This is a genomic window from Amycolatopsis ruanii (assembly GCF_003385175.1).
GTDB classification, from domain to species: domain Bacteria; phylum Actinomycetota; class Actinomycetes; order Mycobacteriales; family Pseudonocardiaceae; genus Amycolatopsis_E; species Amycolatopsis_E thermalba.
In genome coordinates, this window is the sequence record NZ_PQHY01000032.1 from 1 (window position 1) to 14,788 (window position 14,788).

The 14,788-nt window shown below is 71.8% G+C and carries 9 protein-coding genes; 5 read left to right on the plus strand and 4 right to left on the minus strand.

Annotated elements, in window-relative coordinates; translation table 11 throughout:
- From D0D28_RS18565 to D0D28_RS36855, 3 genes are all read right to left on the minus strand, one after another.
- The coding region (locus tag D0D28_RS18565) for a DNA gyrase/topoisomerase IV subunit A (RefSeq protein WP_162831114.1) at nt 1–2,440 on the minus strand (2,440 nt) is incomplete at its 3' end.
- 23 nt (nt 2,441–2,463) lie between these two features.
- Complete coding sequence (locus D0D28_RS18570) at nt 2,464–4,521, minus strand: DNA gyrase/topoisomerase IV subunit B (protein WP_116111434.1); 2,058 nt, start codon at nt 4,519–4,521, stop codon at nt 2,464–2,466.
- A 98-nt stretch (nt 4,522–4,619) separates the two neighbouring features.
- Complete coding sequence (locus D0D28_RS36855; protein ID WP_116111435.1) at nt 4,620–5,267, minus strand: TetR/AcrR family transcriptional regulator; 648 nt, start codon at nt 5,265–5,267, stop codon at nt 4,620–4,622.
- 1,259 nt (nt 5,268–6,526) lie between these two features.
- Here D0D28_RS36855 and D0D28_RS18580 point away from each other — a divergent pair.
- On the plus strand, nt 6,527–7,819 hold the full coding sequence (locus D0D28_RS18580) for an MFS transporter (RefSeq protein ID WP_116111436.1): 1,293 nt from the start codon (nt 6,527–6,529) through the stop codon (nt 7,817–7,819).
- Nucleotides 7,816–8,727 carry a pseudouridine synthase gene (locus D0D28_RS18585; protein ID WP_116111437.1) on the plus strand — a complete coding sequence of 304 codons (912 nt, stop codon included), beginning with the start codon at nt 7,816–7,818 and terminating at the stop codon, nt 8,725–8,727. The genes D0D28_RS18580 and D0D28_RS18585 overlap by 4 nt, the downstream gene beginning before the upstream one ends.
- Nucleotides 8,728–8,995: 268 nt before the next feature.
- Here D0D28_RS18585 and D0D28_RS18595 read toward each other — a convergent pair whose 3' ends face one another.
- Nucleotides 8,996–9,607 carry a hypothetical protein gene (locus tag D0D28_RS18595; protein ID WP_116111438.1) on the minus strand — a complete coding sequence of 204 codons (612 nt, stop codon included), beginning with the start codon at nt 9,605–9,607 and terminating at the stop codon, nt 8,996–8,998.
- Between the two features lie 79 nt (nt 9,608–9,686).
- On the opposite strand from D0D28_RS18595, the gene D0D28_RS18600 reads away from it, so the two are divergent.
- The 3 genes from D0D28_RS18600 to D0D28_RS18610 are packed head-to-tail and all read left to right on the plus strand — an operon-like array spanning nt 9,687 to nt 14,783.
- Nucleotides 9,687–12,503: a glycosyltransferase gene (locus D0D28_RS18600; RefSeq protein ID WP_240323260.1), complete on the plus strand. Its 2,817-nt coding sequence runs from the start codon at nt 9,687–9,689 to the stop codon at nt 12,501–12,503.
- Between the two features lie 4 nt (nt 12,504–12,507).
- Entirely contained in the window at nt 12,508–13,689 is a 1,182-nt protein-coding gene (locus D0D28_RS18605) for an acyltransferase family protein (protein ID WP_094006731.1), read from the plus strand.
- Nucleotides 13,686–14,783 (plus strand): ScyD/ScyE family protein, encoded by a 1,098-nt coding sequence (locus D0D28_RS18610; protein ID WP_094006647.1) that lies wholly within the window; start codon nt 13,686–13,688, stop codon nt 14,781–14,783. Before D0D28_RS18605 ends, D0D28_RS18610 begins: the two co-directional genes overlap by 4 nt.
- Nucleotides 14,784–14,788: the final 5 nt, after the last annotated feature.

Genomic DNA, 14,788 nt, shown 5'->3' on the forward strand with positions numbered 1-14,788 from the left:
CGCCCGAGGCGTCGCGGCGGGGGGTGGGCTCCGGGAGTTCCACCGGGTCGCCGGTCTTCGTCGTCGCGGCTGGGCGTGGGCCGACCCAGCCGACCGTCAGCCGCGTCTCCCCCTTCAGGAAGCGGTGCGCCCGCACACCGCCGGTCGCGCGGCCCTTCGCCGGGTACTCGGCGAACGGCGTCATCTTCACGCTCGCCCCCGTGGCCGTCACCACCATCGGGTCGCCGTGCTCCGCGTCGTCCGTCCGGATCGCCCCGAAGAACACCACCTCGGCGTCACCGGCGAGCTTGATGCCCGCCATGCCGCCGCCCTTCAACCCCTGCGGCCGCACCAGCGAAGCCGGGAACCGCAGCAGCGACGCGTCCGAGGACAGGAACGCGAACGTCTCCTCGCCGTCGGCCAGCCACACCGCGCCGACCACCTCGTCGCCGTCCTTCAACCCGATGATCTCGAACTCGTCCGAGCGCACCGGCCAGTCCGGCGCCACCACCTTCACCACGCCCTGCCGCGTGCCGAGCGCGAGCCCCGGCGACCCGGCGGCCTGCTCACCCAGCGGCGCGATCCCGATGACCTTCTCGCCCTTGTCCAGCGGCACCAGCTCGCGCGCGGCCATCCCACCGCGCAGCGACACCGTGCCGCTCTGCTCCGGCAGCACCGGCAACGGCAGCACGTCCGTCTTGAAGGCGCGGCCCCGGCTGGTGACCAGCAGGACCTGGCCGCGCGCCGTCGAGTGCACCATCGCCGCGACCGCGTCGTGCTTCACCCGGCCGTTGCGGCGGCGGCCCTCCGGCGCCTCCTCCGACTCCGCCGCCGTGCGCGCCACCAGCCCGGTGGCGGACAGGATCACCTGGCACGGGTCGTCGGCGACCTCCAGCGGACCGGCCGGCTTCGACGCGGCCAGCACCTCCTTGAGGTCACCGTCGATCAGCGCGGTGCGCCGCTCGGTCTTGAAGTCCCTGGCGATCTTGGCCAGCTCGGCCGAGACGACCTTCTTCAGTTCCTTGTCGTCCTCGAGGATCCTGGTCAGCTCGGCGATCTCGGCGCGTAGCTTCTCCTGCTCGTCCTCGAGTTCGAGCTTGTCGTACTTGGTGAGCCGGCGCAGCGGCGTGTCCAGGATGTAGGTGGCCTGGATCTCGGACAGCTTGAACCGCTTCATCAGGCCGTCCTTGGCCTGCGCGGCGTCGTCGCTGTTGCGGATCAGCCGGATCACCTTGTCGATGTCCAGCAACGCGATCAGCAGACCCTCGACCAGGTGCAGCCGTTCCTCGCGCTTGCGGCGGCGGTACTTCGTGCGCCGCGTGACCACCTCGTAGCGGTGGTCCAGGAACACCTCGAGCAGCTGCTTGAGCCCCAGCGTCTGCGGCTGGCCGTCGACGAGCACGAGGTTGTTGATGCCGAACGACTGCTCCAGCGGCGTGAGCCGGTACAGGTCGGCCAGCAGCGGCTGCGGGTTGACGCCCACCTTGCACTCGATGACCAGCCGCGTGCCGTTCTCGCGGTCGGTGAGGTCCTTGACGTCGGCGATCCCGGTGAGCCGCTTGGACTTGTTGACCTCCTCGGTGATCTTCTCGATCACCTTCTCCGGCCCGACGCCGTAGGGCAGCTCGGTGACCGTGATCGCCTGGCGGCCGCGGCTGCCGGGCAGCGGGCCGATCTCGACCTTGGCGCGCATGCGGACCACGCCGCGGCCGGTCTCGTACGCCTTGCGCACCTCGTCCAGGCCCAGCAGCATCCCGCCGGTCGGCAGGTCGGGGCCCGGCACGAACTCCATCAGCTTGTCCAGCGTCGCGGCCGGGTGGTTGATCAGCCACCGCGCGGCCGCGATGACCTCGCCCATGTTGTGCGGGATCATGTTGGTCGCCATCCCGACCGCGATGCCCGACGTGCCGTTGACCAGCAGGTTCGGGTACGCGGCGGGCAGCACCGACGGCTCCATCAGCGAACCGTCGTAGTTCGGCCGGAAGTCGACCGTCTCCTCACCCAGCTCACCGACGAGCAGCATCGCCTCGGGCGACATGCGGGCCTCGGTGTACCGGGACGCGGCCGGGCCGTCGTCCGGCGAACCGAAGTTGCCGTGCCCGTCGATGAGCGGCGCGTTCATCGAGAAGTCCTGCGCCAGGCGGACCATCGCGTCGTAGATCGCCGTGTCGCCGTGCGGGTGGTAGCGGCCCATCACGTCGCCGACCACGCGCGAGGACTTCACGTACGCGTGGCTGGGCCGGTAGCCGGCCTCGTTCATGGCGAACAGGATCCGGCGGTGCACCGGCTTCAGGCCGTCCCGCGCGTCGGGCAGCGCCCGGGAGTGGATGACCGAGTAGGCGTACTCCAGGTAGGAGTCCTCGATCTCGGTCTTGACCGGGTTCTCGAAGACCTGCGCGCCCGCCTGGTCGAACGCGGCCGGATCGACCCGGGTCACGGCGGTTTTGGATCGGCGTGCCATTGCTGTTGTCTCCTCGGGAAAACTCAGACGTCGATCGCTTCGCGGTCCACGCGGGCGGCGGATTCGACGAGCCAGTTGCGGCGGGGTTCGACCTTCTCCCCCATCAGCAGTTCGAGCGCGGCCTCCGCGGCCTCGGCGTCGTCCAGGGTGATGCGCCGCACCGAGCGGGTCGCCGGGTTCATCGTGGTCTCCCACAGCTCGTCGGCGTCCATCTCGCCCAGGCCCTTGAACCGCGGGACCGGCTTGACGATCTGCTTGCCGGCGGCCTCCAGCTCGGCGACCTTCTGCTCCATCTCGCGCTGGGTGAAGGTGAAGATGGTCTCCGGGTTGCGGCCCTTCGTGACGATCTTGTGCAGCGGCGGCATCGCGGCGAACAACCTGCCGTCCTCGATCACCGGGCGCATGTACTTGGCGAACAACGTGATCAGCAGCGTGCGGATGTGCGAGCCGTCGACGTCGGCGTCGGCCATCAGGATGACCCGGCCGTAGCGCATCGCGGACAGGTCGAAGGTGCGCCCGGTGCCGGCGCCGAGCACCTGCACGATCGAGGCGATCTCGGCGTTCTTCAGCGTGTCGCCGAGCGAGGCCTTCTGCACGTTGAGGATCTTGCCGCGCAACGGCAGCAGCGCCTGGTACTCCGACACCCGCGCCATGCGGGCCGATCCGAGCGCGCTGTCACCCTCGACGAGGAACAGCTCGCTGCGCGAGATGCCGGTGGTGCGGCAGTCGACGAGCTTCGGCGGCATCGCCGCGCCCTCCAGCGCGGTCTTGCGGCGCGCCGCGTCCTTCTGCTGCTTCTGCGTCAGCCGCACGCGCGCGGCGTCGACGATCTTCTGCAGCACGACCTTGGCCTCGGCCTTGGTCTTGCGGTTCTCGGTCCACTCCTTGAGGTGCCGCTCGACGACACCCTGCACCACGCGCGTGATGCCGGACGTGGACAGCTCGTCCTTGGTCTGCGAGGTGAACTGCGGCTCCGGGATGCGCACGTGGATGACCGCCGTCATGCCCTCGAGCACGTCGTCGAGCGTGGGCAGGTCCTCCTTGGCCTTGAGCAGGCCGCGGGTGCGGGAAATGGCTTCCTGCAACGACTTCGTGGCGCCGCGGTCGAAGCCGCGGCGGTGCGTGCCGCCGTGCACGTTGCGGATCGTGTTGGTGAAGCACTCGACCGTGCGCTCGTACCCGGTGCCCCACCGCAGCGCGATCTCGACCTCGGCGTGACGCTCCACATTGGACCGCATGACGCCGTTGGCATCGGCCGCGTTCTCCTTGTACGCGCCCTCGCCCCGGATGATCAGCGTGCCGGACACCGGTTTCTCGTCCGACGGCGCGAGGAACTCCACCATGTCGGCCAGGCCGTGGGGGAAGTGGAAGGTCTCCTCGCTGATCGACCCCTCAGTGGCGGTGCGCAGCACGTACGTCACGCCCGGCACGAGGAACGCCGTGTTGCGCAGCTTCGTGCGCACCTGCTCGACGTCGAGCTCCGCGCCCTTTTCGAAGTACCGCGCGTCGTGCCAGTAGCGGATCGACGTGCCGGTGCGCTCGCCGCGCTTCATCTTGCCCGTGATGCGCAACCCGGGCTGCGGCGTGAACTTCGCCTTCGGGCCCGGCCCGTCGAACACGCCCGGCGTGCCGTGCGCGAACGACATCTCGTGCACCTTGCCGCCGTTGCGGACCGTCACGTCGAAGCGGTGCGACAGCGCGTTGACCGCCGAGGCGCCGACACCGTGCAGGCCACCCGAGGTCTTGTAGCCGGAACCGCCGAACTTGCCGCCCGCGTGCAGCCGGGTGAGCACCAGCTCGACGCCGGACAGACCGGACTTGGCGTGCACACCGGTCGGGATGCCGCGGCCGTCGTCGTCGACCTGGACGCTGCCGTCGGCGTGCAGCGTGACGACGACCTTCGTGGCGTGACCTGCGACACCCTCGTCGGTCGAGTTGTCGACGATCTCGCTGAACAGGTGGTTGATGCCGCGGCTGTCGGTCGACCCGATGTACATGCCGGGGCGCTTCCGGACCGCTTCCAGGCCTTCCAGGTGGGTAAGGTCGTCGGCCCCGTAGAGAGGCTCAGCAGAAGCAGTCACAGGTTCTTCTCTCCCAGTAGCGATTGGGGTGGGGCGGCACCTCGGCGCCGCGCTTGTGCAGGGTAACGGAGGGCGCCGACAATCCCGGGGATTGTGGCCTACTGCCGCCGTGCGGCGTGGATCGCGCCGACGAGCATGTCGAGCTCGGTGTCGAAGACCTCGTCGGCGGTGGCGGCGCGCAGGTGCGGTACCAGTGCTTTCAGTGTAGGCGCTGCCGAGCCGGCCTGTGCTGCTTCGAAGATGCGGGCGTTGCGTTCCGGCGTCGTGGGGTCGCCGTGCACCTCGCGGTGCGCGCGGCCCAGCACGACGTCCAGGAAGACCAGGTAGAAGCGCGCCTGGGCGGGTTCGTCGAGGCCGGCGGCGGCGAGGATCTCCGCGATGGTCTCGGCCAGCCGCAGCCCGCCGGGGCCGTGGTTGCTGCGGGTCATGATCAGTTCGGCGAAGCCGGGGTAGGCGCGCAGTTCGCGGCGCATGCCGTGAGCGAGCGCACGCAGCCGGTCCGGCCACGGGCCGTCGCCGGCTTCCGCGGGACGGACGTGGTCGGCGGCGATGGCGTCGGCGACCAGGCCGAGCAGCGCCTCCTTGTCGGGCACGTGGCGGTAGAGCGCCATGCGGGACGCGCCCACCTCGGCGGCGAGGCGCCGGATGGTCAGCGCGTCGAGCCCCTCGCGGCGGGCGAGGGCGACCGCCGGCGCGACGATCTGCTCCCGCTCCAGGCTTCCCCACGCTCGACGTTCGCTGGACACGCCCGCACCGTACTGCGCGGCGCGCGGAACGTGCTTGCGGACAGTGTCCGCAAGTGGGTACGGTTGGTGGCCGAGCGAGTGGACGTGTGGTGGCGGTGCGTGTGGGCCGCTCGTGGGCGTGCGAGAGGGCCAGTGGTGGCGGCGCGAGTGGGCCAGTGGTGGGTGCGCCGCGCGAGTGGACCAGTCATGGCCGCGCGAGAGGGCCAGTGGTGGCGGCGTGAGTGGGCCAGTGGTGGGTGTGCCGCGCGAGTGGACCAGTCATGGCCGCGCGAGAGGGCCAGTGGTGGCCGTGTGAGTGGGCATCTCATGGCAGCCCGAAAGGGCCTGTCGTGAGCGGACGAGCGGGCCGGTTCGTGGGGGCATGAGTGGACCGGTGGTGGTCGCGTGAGTGGGCCAGTGGTGGCGGCGCGAGTGGGCCAGTGGTGCGTGTGCCGCGCGAGTGGACCGGTCATGGCCGTGCGAGAGGGCCAGTGGTGGCCATGCGAGCGGGCATCTCATGGCAGCCCGAAAGGGCCTGCCATGGCCGCGCGGGCGGGCATCTCAACGCGGCCCGAGAGAGGCTGTCGTGGGCAGACGAGTGGGCCAGTCATCGGTGCATGAGTGGACCAGTGGTGGTCGCGTGAGTGGGCCAGTGGTGGTCGCGTGAGTGGGCCAGTGGTGGCCGTGCGAGTGGATCGGTCATGGCCGTGCGCGAGGGCCAGTGGTGGCCGTGCCGCGCGAGTGGACCAGTCATGGCCGCGCGCGAGGGCCAGTGGTGGCCGTGCCGCGCGAGTGGACCAGTCATGGCCGCGCGAGAGGGCCAGTGGTGGCCGTGCCGCGCGAGTGGACCGGTCATGGCCGCGCGAGAGGGCCAGTGGTGGCCGTGCCGCGCGAGTGGACCGGTCATGGCCGTGCGAGAGGGCCAGTGGTGGCCGTGCGAGAGAGCATGTCATGGCGGCCCGAGAGGTCCTGTCGTGCGCGGACGAGTGGGCGGTTCGTGGGTGCACGAGTGGGCCAGTGGTGGCGGCGTGAGTGGGCCAGTGGTAGCGGTGCCGCACGAGTGGACCGCTCGTGGCCGCGCGAGTGGGCCTGCCGTGGCCATGCGAGCGGGCATCTCATGGCAGCCCGAAAGGGCCTCTCGTGAGCGGACGAGTGGGCCAGTCATCGGTGCATGAGTGGACCAGTGGTGGCGGCGTGAGTGGGCCAGCGGTAGCTGTGCCACACGAGTGCCCCAACTCGTCCACTCAAGACCATTGTGGACACTGGGGAGGACCTGTCACATGCGGCGTTTCGTGCTGCCCGCCGTGCTGCTGGCCGCCTTCGTGGCGAGCACGGCCCAGACCATCGTCATCGCGGTGTTGCCCGCGATCGCCCGGGAGAACCACGTCCCGGCGAGCGCCGTCACCTGGGCGCTCACCGCGTTCATGCTCGCGGCCGCGGTGGCCAATCCGGTCGCGGGCAGGCTCGGCGACCTGTTCGGGTACCGGCGGGTGCTGCTGACCTGCCTCGGTGTCTTCGCCGCCGGGACCGTCGTCTGCGCGGTGAGCCGCTCGTTCCCGCTGCTGCTCGCCGGGCGCGCGGTGTCGGGGGTGTCGGCCGGGGTGTTCCCGGTCGCGTTCGGCCTGGTCCGGCAGACCGTCGAGCAGCCGCGGCGGCCGCAGACCATCGCGGCGCTGTCGGCGATGTTCGGCCTCGGCGGCTCGGCCGGGATGGTGGTCGCCGGCCCGGTGCGGGACGCGTGGGGCACGGCGTGGCTGTTCTGGCCGCTGCTCGCGCTCGCCCTGGTCGCGATAGTGCTGGGCGCGCTGGCGCCGCGGGACGCCGCGACGGGCGGCGGGCGCGTGGACGTCACCGGCGCGGTCCTGCTGGCCGGCGCGCTGGCGTGCCTGCTGCTGGCGATCAGCGAGTCCCGCGTGTGGCCGCTGGCCGTCGTGGTGCCGCTGGCCGCCGCGGTGGTCGCGTTGTTCGCCGTGTTCACCGTGGCGGAACTGCGGATCGCCCAGCCGCTGGTGGCGGTGCGGCTGCTGCGCCGTCGCACGGTGGCGACGGTGAACGGCGTCACGGCGGTCATCGCGGCGGCCATGTTCGGCGCGGTCACGATGCTGCCCCGGCTCGTGCAGGACCCGGCGGTGTTCGGGAAGTCGGCGACCGCGGCCGGCCTGGTCCTGGTGCCGATGGCGGTCGTGATGCTGGTCGCGACCCCGCTCGCGCCGCGGCTCAGCGGGCGGACGGCCGTGCGGCTCGGCGCCGGGCTGGCGGTGGCGGCGTTCGCGCTGCTGGCCTGCGTGCACGACGCGCTGTGGTCGGTGTACGTGGCGAACGTGCTGGTGGGCGCGGGATACGGGCTGTGTTTCGCGGCGCTGGGGAACCTCGTGGTGGACGCCGTCGAGCCGCGGCACACCGGCATGGCGACCGGGGTGAACACGATCGCGCGGACGGCCGGGGGCGCGGTCGGGGCGCAACTGGCCGCGGCGCTGGCCTATCCGACCGGCTTCGTGCTGTTCGCGCTGGTCGCCGCACTGGCGGTGGTCGCGGCCGGCGCGGTCGCCCCTCGCTACAGTGCTGACCGATGAGACGCAAGCCGCCCCCGTCCCCGTTGCCGCCGCGTGACGGGGTGAACGCGGCACGCATCCGGACCCCGCCGGACGGCCCGTGGGACACCATCCGCGACTACCTGGTGCGGAAGCTGACCAAGCTGGACCCGGCGGTGATCGACGCGATGCTCACCGAGGGCGCGATCGTCGGCGTCGACGGGCCGATCGACGCCCGGACACCGTTCACCCCCAGCACGTTCCTGTGGTTCCACCGCGACCGCGGCGACGAGGTGCCGGTGCCGTTCGAGCTGACCGTGCTGCACGAGGACGACGCGCTGCTGGTGGTCGACAAGCCGCACTTCCTGGCGACCACCCCGCGTGGCGGGCACGTGCGGGAGACCGCGCTGGTGCGCCTGCGGCACACCCGGGACCTGCCGGACCTCTCCCCCGCGCACCGGCTGGACCGGCTGACGGCGGGCGTGCTGATGTTCGTCAAGACCGCGGCGCACCGCAGCGCGTACCAGAACCTGTTCCGGGATCGCCTGGTGCACAAGGAATACGAGGCCATCGCGCGGTACGACCCGGACCTGGTGCTGCCACGCACGGTGGAGAGCCGGATCGTGAAGAAGCGCGGCGTGCTGACCGCGCGGGAGCTGCCCGGCCCGGTGAACGCGCGGACGCACGTGGAGCTGCTCGGACACCGCGACGGGCTGGGCCGCTACCGGCTGGTGCCGGAGACCGGCCGCACGCACCAGCTGCGGGTGCACCTGAACTCCCTGGGCATCCCGATCCTGGGCGATCCGCTCTACCCGGAGGTGCGGGAGGTGCCGCCCGGCGACTTCCGCCGCCCGCTGCAGCTGCTGGCGAAGGTGCTCGCGTTCACCGATCCGCTGACCGGCGCCAAGCACCGCTTCGAAAGCTCACTCCGGTTGAGCGCCTGGGATTGACCGTCCACACCGGATCGTGATCGCACGGGCCTTCCGGAACTGACTGTTCCGCGCACCGCCGCGGCCGCGACGTACCTCCCGGTCGATCTCGCCCGAGACCGGCTCGACGCCACCCTGACCGCCCTCGGACGGCTCGCGCCGGGCAGCGAGCTCGTCGCCGGCTACCTGCTTCCCGCCCACCTGCGGGACGACGCGGGCAACGCCTACGTCGACGCGGTCGGCGCGATGACAACGGAGCAGGGCGAGCCCCGCGTCGTGCGGGCCGTTCTCACCGCTCGCTCGGCGGGGCCAGCTCGATCTGCCGGTCCAGCGTCGCGCGGAACACGTCGTGCGCCGCGTCGCCGGGGCCGGCCGTTTCGACGACCACCACGCGGTCGTAGAGCACGTACGCCGCGCCGAAGCGGGCCAGCGGCGCGCCGACCGGCGTCCCGTACACCGTGACGCCCTCCAGCGACAGATCGCGGTCCGCGACCAGCCCCTGCAGCTCCACCCCCGCGCCGTAGGCCCGCACCGCGGCCCGCGGGTCGCCGGTCACCAGCGCGTACAACCCCATCGTCACCTCGGCCCGCACGGCCGTCTTGCGCACCCCGTCACGCATCCCGGCCGTGGTCAGCACGTCGACCATCGGCTGCGGCAGCGACACCGTGCTGCGCAGCGCGGCCAGCGCGAACGGCCCGCTCGGCCCGGGCGTGCCGGGCGGTTCGACGAGGGCCAGCGCGCTGTGCGCGGGCGCCGGTTTCGCGTCCGGCGCGTCGGCGGGGCCGGCGTTGCGGGTGAGGAGGTAACCAGTGGCGGACACGGCGAGACCGAGCATCAGCACCACGATGATCGCGATCCCGAGCGTCAGCTCCCGGCGCTGCCGGCGGACGTCACTGGACACCGTCAGTAATTCCCTCCCCGCCGCAGGTTACCGGGCATCAGTATCACCCACGGCCGCAGTACCGGTAGCCTTCCGGCTCATGGCGGGACCTCGGGGGATCGACTGGACCGGTGAGCGCTGCGTGCCCTGGACCGACGACATCCAGGTGATCTACGAGCACTACCACCGCTACGCCCTCGCCGCCCGCTACGCCTTCGGCCGCCGCGTGCTCGACCTCGCCAGCGGCGAGGGGTACGGCAGCGCGCTCCTGGCCACCCACGCCGCCGAGGTGGTGGGCGTCGACATCGACGAAGCCACCGTGGAACACGCCCGCGCGCGCTACGGCGGCCGGCCCAGCCTGCGGTTCACCACCGGTTCGATGACCGACCCAAACCTGCTCGCCGACGCCGGGCGGTTCGACGTCATCACCTGTTTCGAGGCGCTCGAACACGTCGCGGAGCAGGACGAGCTGATGGCACTGGTGCGCGCCCGGCTCGCCCCCGGCGGCGTCTTCTTCACCAGCACCCCGGACGTGCTGGTCTACACGCACGAGCACGGCAACGAGAACCCCTTCCACATCAAGGAGTTGACCGAACCGCAGTTCCGCGCGCTGCTCGGCGCGTCGTTCCGGCACGTGACGGTGCTGCGGCAGAACGTGGCGATCGGCTCGGTGCTGACCGGCGACCGCGGCGAAGGCCCGGTGCTGTCCCAGCAGCTACGCCGCACGGGCGAGGACAGCTGGTCGGTCGGCACCGGCGCGCCCCACACCTACCTCGTCGGCATCGCCTCCGACAACCCGGTGGAGGTGCCGGCCGCCGCGACGATGCTCGACCCGCAGCTCACGTTGCTCGGCGCCGCCGCCGAGCCTGCCGCCGCACCGCTGCGCGCCGAGATCGAGCGGCTCACCAGCGACGACGGCGGCCCCAAGTACCGCAAGGTCATCGAGCGGTACCGGCCGCGGCGGCGCGCCACCGAAGGCCCGGTCACGGTGTCGGCCAGCGACGACCCGCTGGTCAGCATCGTCGTCCCGGTGCACGGCCAGTGGAGCTACACCCGCCGCTGCCTGCAGGCGATCGAGGACAGCGGCACGCGCGTCCCGTTCGAGGTCGTGGTGGTCGACGACGCCTCGCCCGACGATTCGGCCGAGCAGCTCGCCGCGTGCCCCGGCGTCCGGCTCGTGCGCACCCCGGAGAACCTGGGGTTCCTGCGCGCGGTGAACCTCGGCGCCGCGCAGGCCCGCGGTGAGCTGCTGGTGCTGCTCAACAACGACACCGAGGTCCGGCCCGGCTGGCTGGACGCGCTCACCGAGGTCGTCCGCGGCGACGAGCGGATCGGCCTGGCCGGGGCGAAACTGGTCTACCCGGACGGCAGGCTGCAGGAGTGCGGCGGCATCGTGTTCGCCGACGGCAGCGCCGCCAACTACGGCCACGGCGACAACCCCGACGACCCGCGCTACCAGGCCGTTCGCGACGTCGACTACTGCTCCGGCGCGGCGATCCTGGTGCGCCGGGACCTGTGGGAACGCCTCGGCGGGTTCGACGAGCGCTACTCCCCCGCCTACTACGAGGACACCGACCTGGCCTTCGCCGTCCGCGCCGCGGGATACCGCACCGTGGTGGTGCCGGACGCGGTCGTCGTCCACCACGAGGGCGTCTCGCACGGCACCGACGTGACGCAGGGGGTCAAGCGGTTCCAGGAGATCAACCACCGGGTCTTCGCGGAGAAGTGGGTGGACGCGCTCAGCGGGCAGGCCGATCCGGGCACCCCGCTGTGGATCGCCCGCCAGCGCGTGCCGGGACGGACCCAGCGCGACGGCGATCTGGTGCTGGTCGCCGACGTCACCGTGCCCACGCCGGACCGCGACTCCGGCTCGGTGCGGCTGCGGTGCCTGCTGGACGAGCTGGTCGCGCTCGGCCACCGCGTGGTGTTCTGCCCGATGGGCCCGCCGTCCGACCCCGCCTACCTGGACCAGCTGCACCGCGCCGGGATCACCGTGCTCGCCGACGACGGCCTGCGGGAGCAGTTCCTGCACGAGGCGGGCAAGCACATCCGGCTGGCGCTGCTGTCCCGGCCGACCGTGGCCTGGCACCTGGCCGACCGGCTGCGGATCTGCGCGCCCCAGGCGCGGATCGTGTTCGACACCGTCGACCTGCACTTCGTGCGCCTGTCCCGGGAGGCCGAGCTGGTCGAGCGGCTGGGCGGCGCGCCGGAGACCTCGGCGATGCTGCACCAGCGCGCGAAGCTCTACCGCGAGCTGGAACTGGCGCTGGTGCGGGCCTGCGACCGCACGCTCGTGGTGTCCGAGGCCGAACGGGACCTGCTGGCCGGCCTCGCGCCGGGCGCGCCGGTCAGCGTGCTGTCCAATGTGCACAGTCCGGGGCCGGAGGCGAGCCCGGACGGGCGGCCCGGCGTGCTGTTCGTCGGCAGCTTCGAGCACCCGCCCAACCGCGACGCGGCCTACTGGCTGGCCGGGGAGATCTGGCCGCTGGTGCGCCGCCAGGTGCCGGACGCCGTGCTGGACGTCGTCGGGCACGACCCGACGAACGAGCTGCGCGTGCTGGACGGCCACGGCGTGAAGTTCCGCGGCTGGGTCCCCGGCCTCGCCGCGCTCTACGACACCGCCCGGCTGTCGGTCGCGCCGCTGCGGTTCGGCGCCGGGGTCAAGGGCAAGGTCGGCGAGAGCCTGGCCGCGGGCGTCCCGGTGGTCGGCACGACGCTGGCGTTCGAGGGCATGCGGTTGCGCGACGGCGCGGAGGTCCTCGTCGGTGACAAGGCCGAGGAGATCGCCGCCGGAATCGTGTCGCTGCTGACCGATGACGCGCTCTGGCTCCGGCTGTCCCGGGCCGGGCAGGCCGCGGTGGCCGCGCAGTTCGGGCCGGACGTCGCGCGCGCCGCGCTGACCGAGTTGCTGGGCTGACGTGGTGCCGGCCGACAACGCCGCGGAGCGCACGCAGGAGATCCGCCCCGCGAAGTACGCCAAGGCCGAGACCGGGTTCGCGTGGCTGCGGCTCATCGGCGCGAGCATGGTCGTCGTCGAGCACTCGTTCCCGCTCGTCGACCCGCAGCGGCTGACGATCCTGCCGGCGAGCTGGGACCTGTCCCCCGGCTACTTCGCGCTCATGGGTTTCTTCGCGATGAGCGGGTTCCAGATCACCGACAGCTGGACGCGCGACGCGTCGTGGTGGCGCTACGTCGCCAAGCGGGTGCTGCGGATCTGGCCGCCGCTGCTCGTCGTCGTCATGGTCACCGCGTTCGTGATCGGCCCACTGGTCACCGTGCTCGACGCCGCCGAGTACTGGACGGACACGGCGACCTGGGGTTACGTGGTGCACAACGCGGCGCTGTACCCGTTGCAGCACCTGCTTCCCGGCGTGTTCGCGGAAAACCCGTACCCGTGGTCGGCCAATGGGTCACTGTGGACGCTGCCGATGGAGACCACCGGCTACGCGCTGGTCCTCGTCGCGGGACTGACCGGTCTGCTCAGCCGTGCCCGCGTCGGCCTGTTCGCGCTGCTGGCCGGGATCATCGTGCTGGACGCCTTCCTCGGCGCCACCCACACGTTCCAGGGTCGCGGCGGGTCACTGCTGTCGGTGCCGGTGGGCGCGATGGTCGCGTTCGGGGTCGCGTTCGTCATCGGCATGGTGATGCACCGTTACCACGGCACGATCCCGCTGTCGCGGGCCGCCGCGTACGCGGGCGTGGCCGTGTACCTGGTGGTCAACTTCGTGCCCGTCCTGCAGCCGGCCGCGCGGTTCGTGTTGCCGTTCGCCGCCGGGTACGGCGCCATCGTGTGGGCGCACCACTGGCCGCGCCGCCTGGCCCGGTACGACAAGTGGGTGTACGGCAGCTACGGTATGTACATCTGGGCGATGCCGGTGCAGCAACTCATCGTGTTCGCCGGGGTGCGCAACTCCTACCTGCTGATGGCGCTGGCGCTGCCGCTGGCGTACGCGTGCGGGCTGTTGTCCTGGCTGTTCGTGGAAATCCCGACGCAACGGCTGCGCGTTTACTTGCGCCCTCAACCGAAATCTCGTCGTAACGTTCGTTCGCGCGATTCCGTCTCCGGAAGGGGGGCCCATCGTCGTGAAAGGACGGGCGTATGAAGACATCCCGAATCCTGCTGACGGCCGCCACCGCGATGGCGGTGACACTGGTACCGCTGAACGCGCAGGCCGGCGGCACGGTGTCCACAGTGGCCGAAGGCCTGAACAGCCCGCGCGGGCTCGCGTTCTCCCCGGACGGGGCCCTGTACGTCGCGGAAGCCGGCCGCGGGGGCGCCGGTCCGTGCATGGCGGGTCCGGAGGGTGACGAGGTCTGCTACGGCGAGTCGGGTGCGGTGACCCGGATCCACCGCGGGCAGCAGAACCGCGTCCTGACCGGGCTGCCGTCGATCGCCGCACGCGACGGTTCCGGCGCGATCGGCCCGTCGGACGTCTCGTTCCTGGGCAAGGGCAACATGTACGTCACCGTGGGCCTGGGGGCCGACCCCGCGGTGCGCACGAACCTGCCGCCGAAGGGGCAGCAGTACCTGGGGTGGTTGCTGCGCAACGGCAAACCGGTCGCCGACATCGCCGGTTACGAGGCGACCGCCAACCCCGACGGCGGCGAGCCGGACAGCAACCCGAACTCGGTCCTCGCCCTGCCCGGCGGTCGCGTGGTGGTCGACGCCGGCGGCAACTCCCTGCTCTGGGTCCCGGAGAAGGGCCGGATCCTGACCATCGCGACGTTCCCCGAACGGATGGTCGACGCGCCACCGTTCCTCGGCCTGCCACCCGGCACGAAGATCCCGATGCAGTCCGTGCCGACCTCGGTCGCGCTAGGGCCGGACGGTGCGCTCTACGTCGGTGAACTGACCGGCTTCCCGTTCCCGAAGGGCGCGGCGCGGGTGTACCGGGTGGCGCCGGGCAAGGCGCCGCAGGTGTACGCGGAGGGCTTTACCAACATCATCGACATCGGTTTCTCGCACGGGAAGCTGTACGTGCTGGAGATCGCGCACAACGGCCTGCTCAGCGGCGACCCGGCGGGCGCGTTGATCCAGGTCGGCCGCAACGGCGCGCAGCACATCGTGACGCAGGAGCTGACGATGCCCGGTGGCCTGGCGCTGCGCGACGGCAAGGCGTACGTGTCGAACTGCGCCGCGTGCCCGAACCCGCCGAGCGGGCCCGGCAGCGGCAGCGTGGTGCGGGTCGGTTTGTGACCCCG

Excerpts from the sequence above, each read along its gene's own strand:
- D0D28_RS18580 (WP_116111436.1), top strand. The coding sequence starts at position 6,527 with ATGCGGCGTTTCGTGCTGCCCGCCGTGCTGCTGGCCGCCTTCGTGGCG.
- D0D28_RS18585 (WP_116111437.1), top strand. The coding sequence starts at position 7,816 with ATGAGACGCAAGCCGCCCCCGTCCCCGTTGCCGCCGCGTGACGGGGTG.
- D0D28_RS18600 (WP_240323260.1), top strand. The coding sequence starts at position 9,687 with ATGGCGGGACCTCGGGGGATCGACTGGACCGGTGAGCGCTGCGTGCCC.
- D0D28_RS18610 (WP_094006647.1), top strand. The coding sequence starts at position 13,686 with ATGAAGACATCCCGAATCCTGCTGACGGCCGCCACCGCGATGGCGGTG.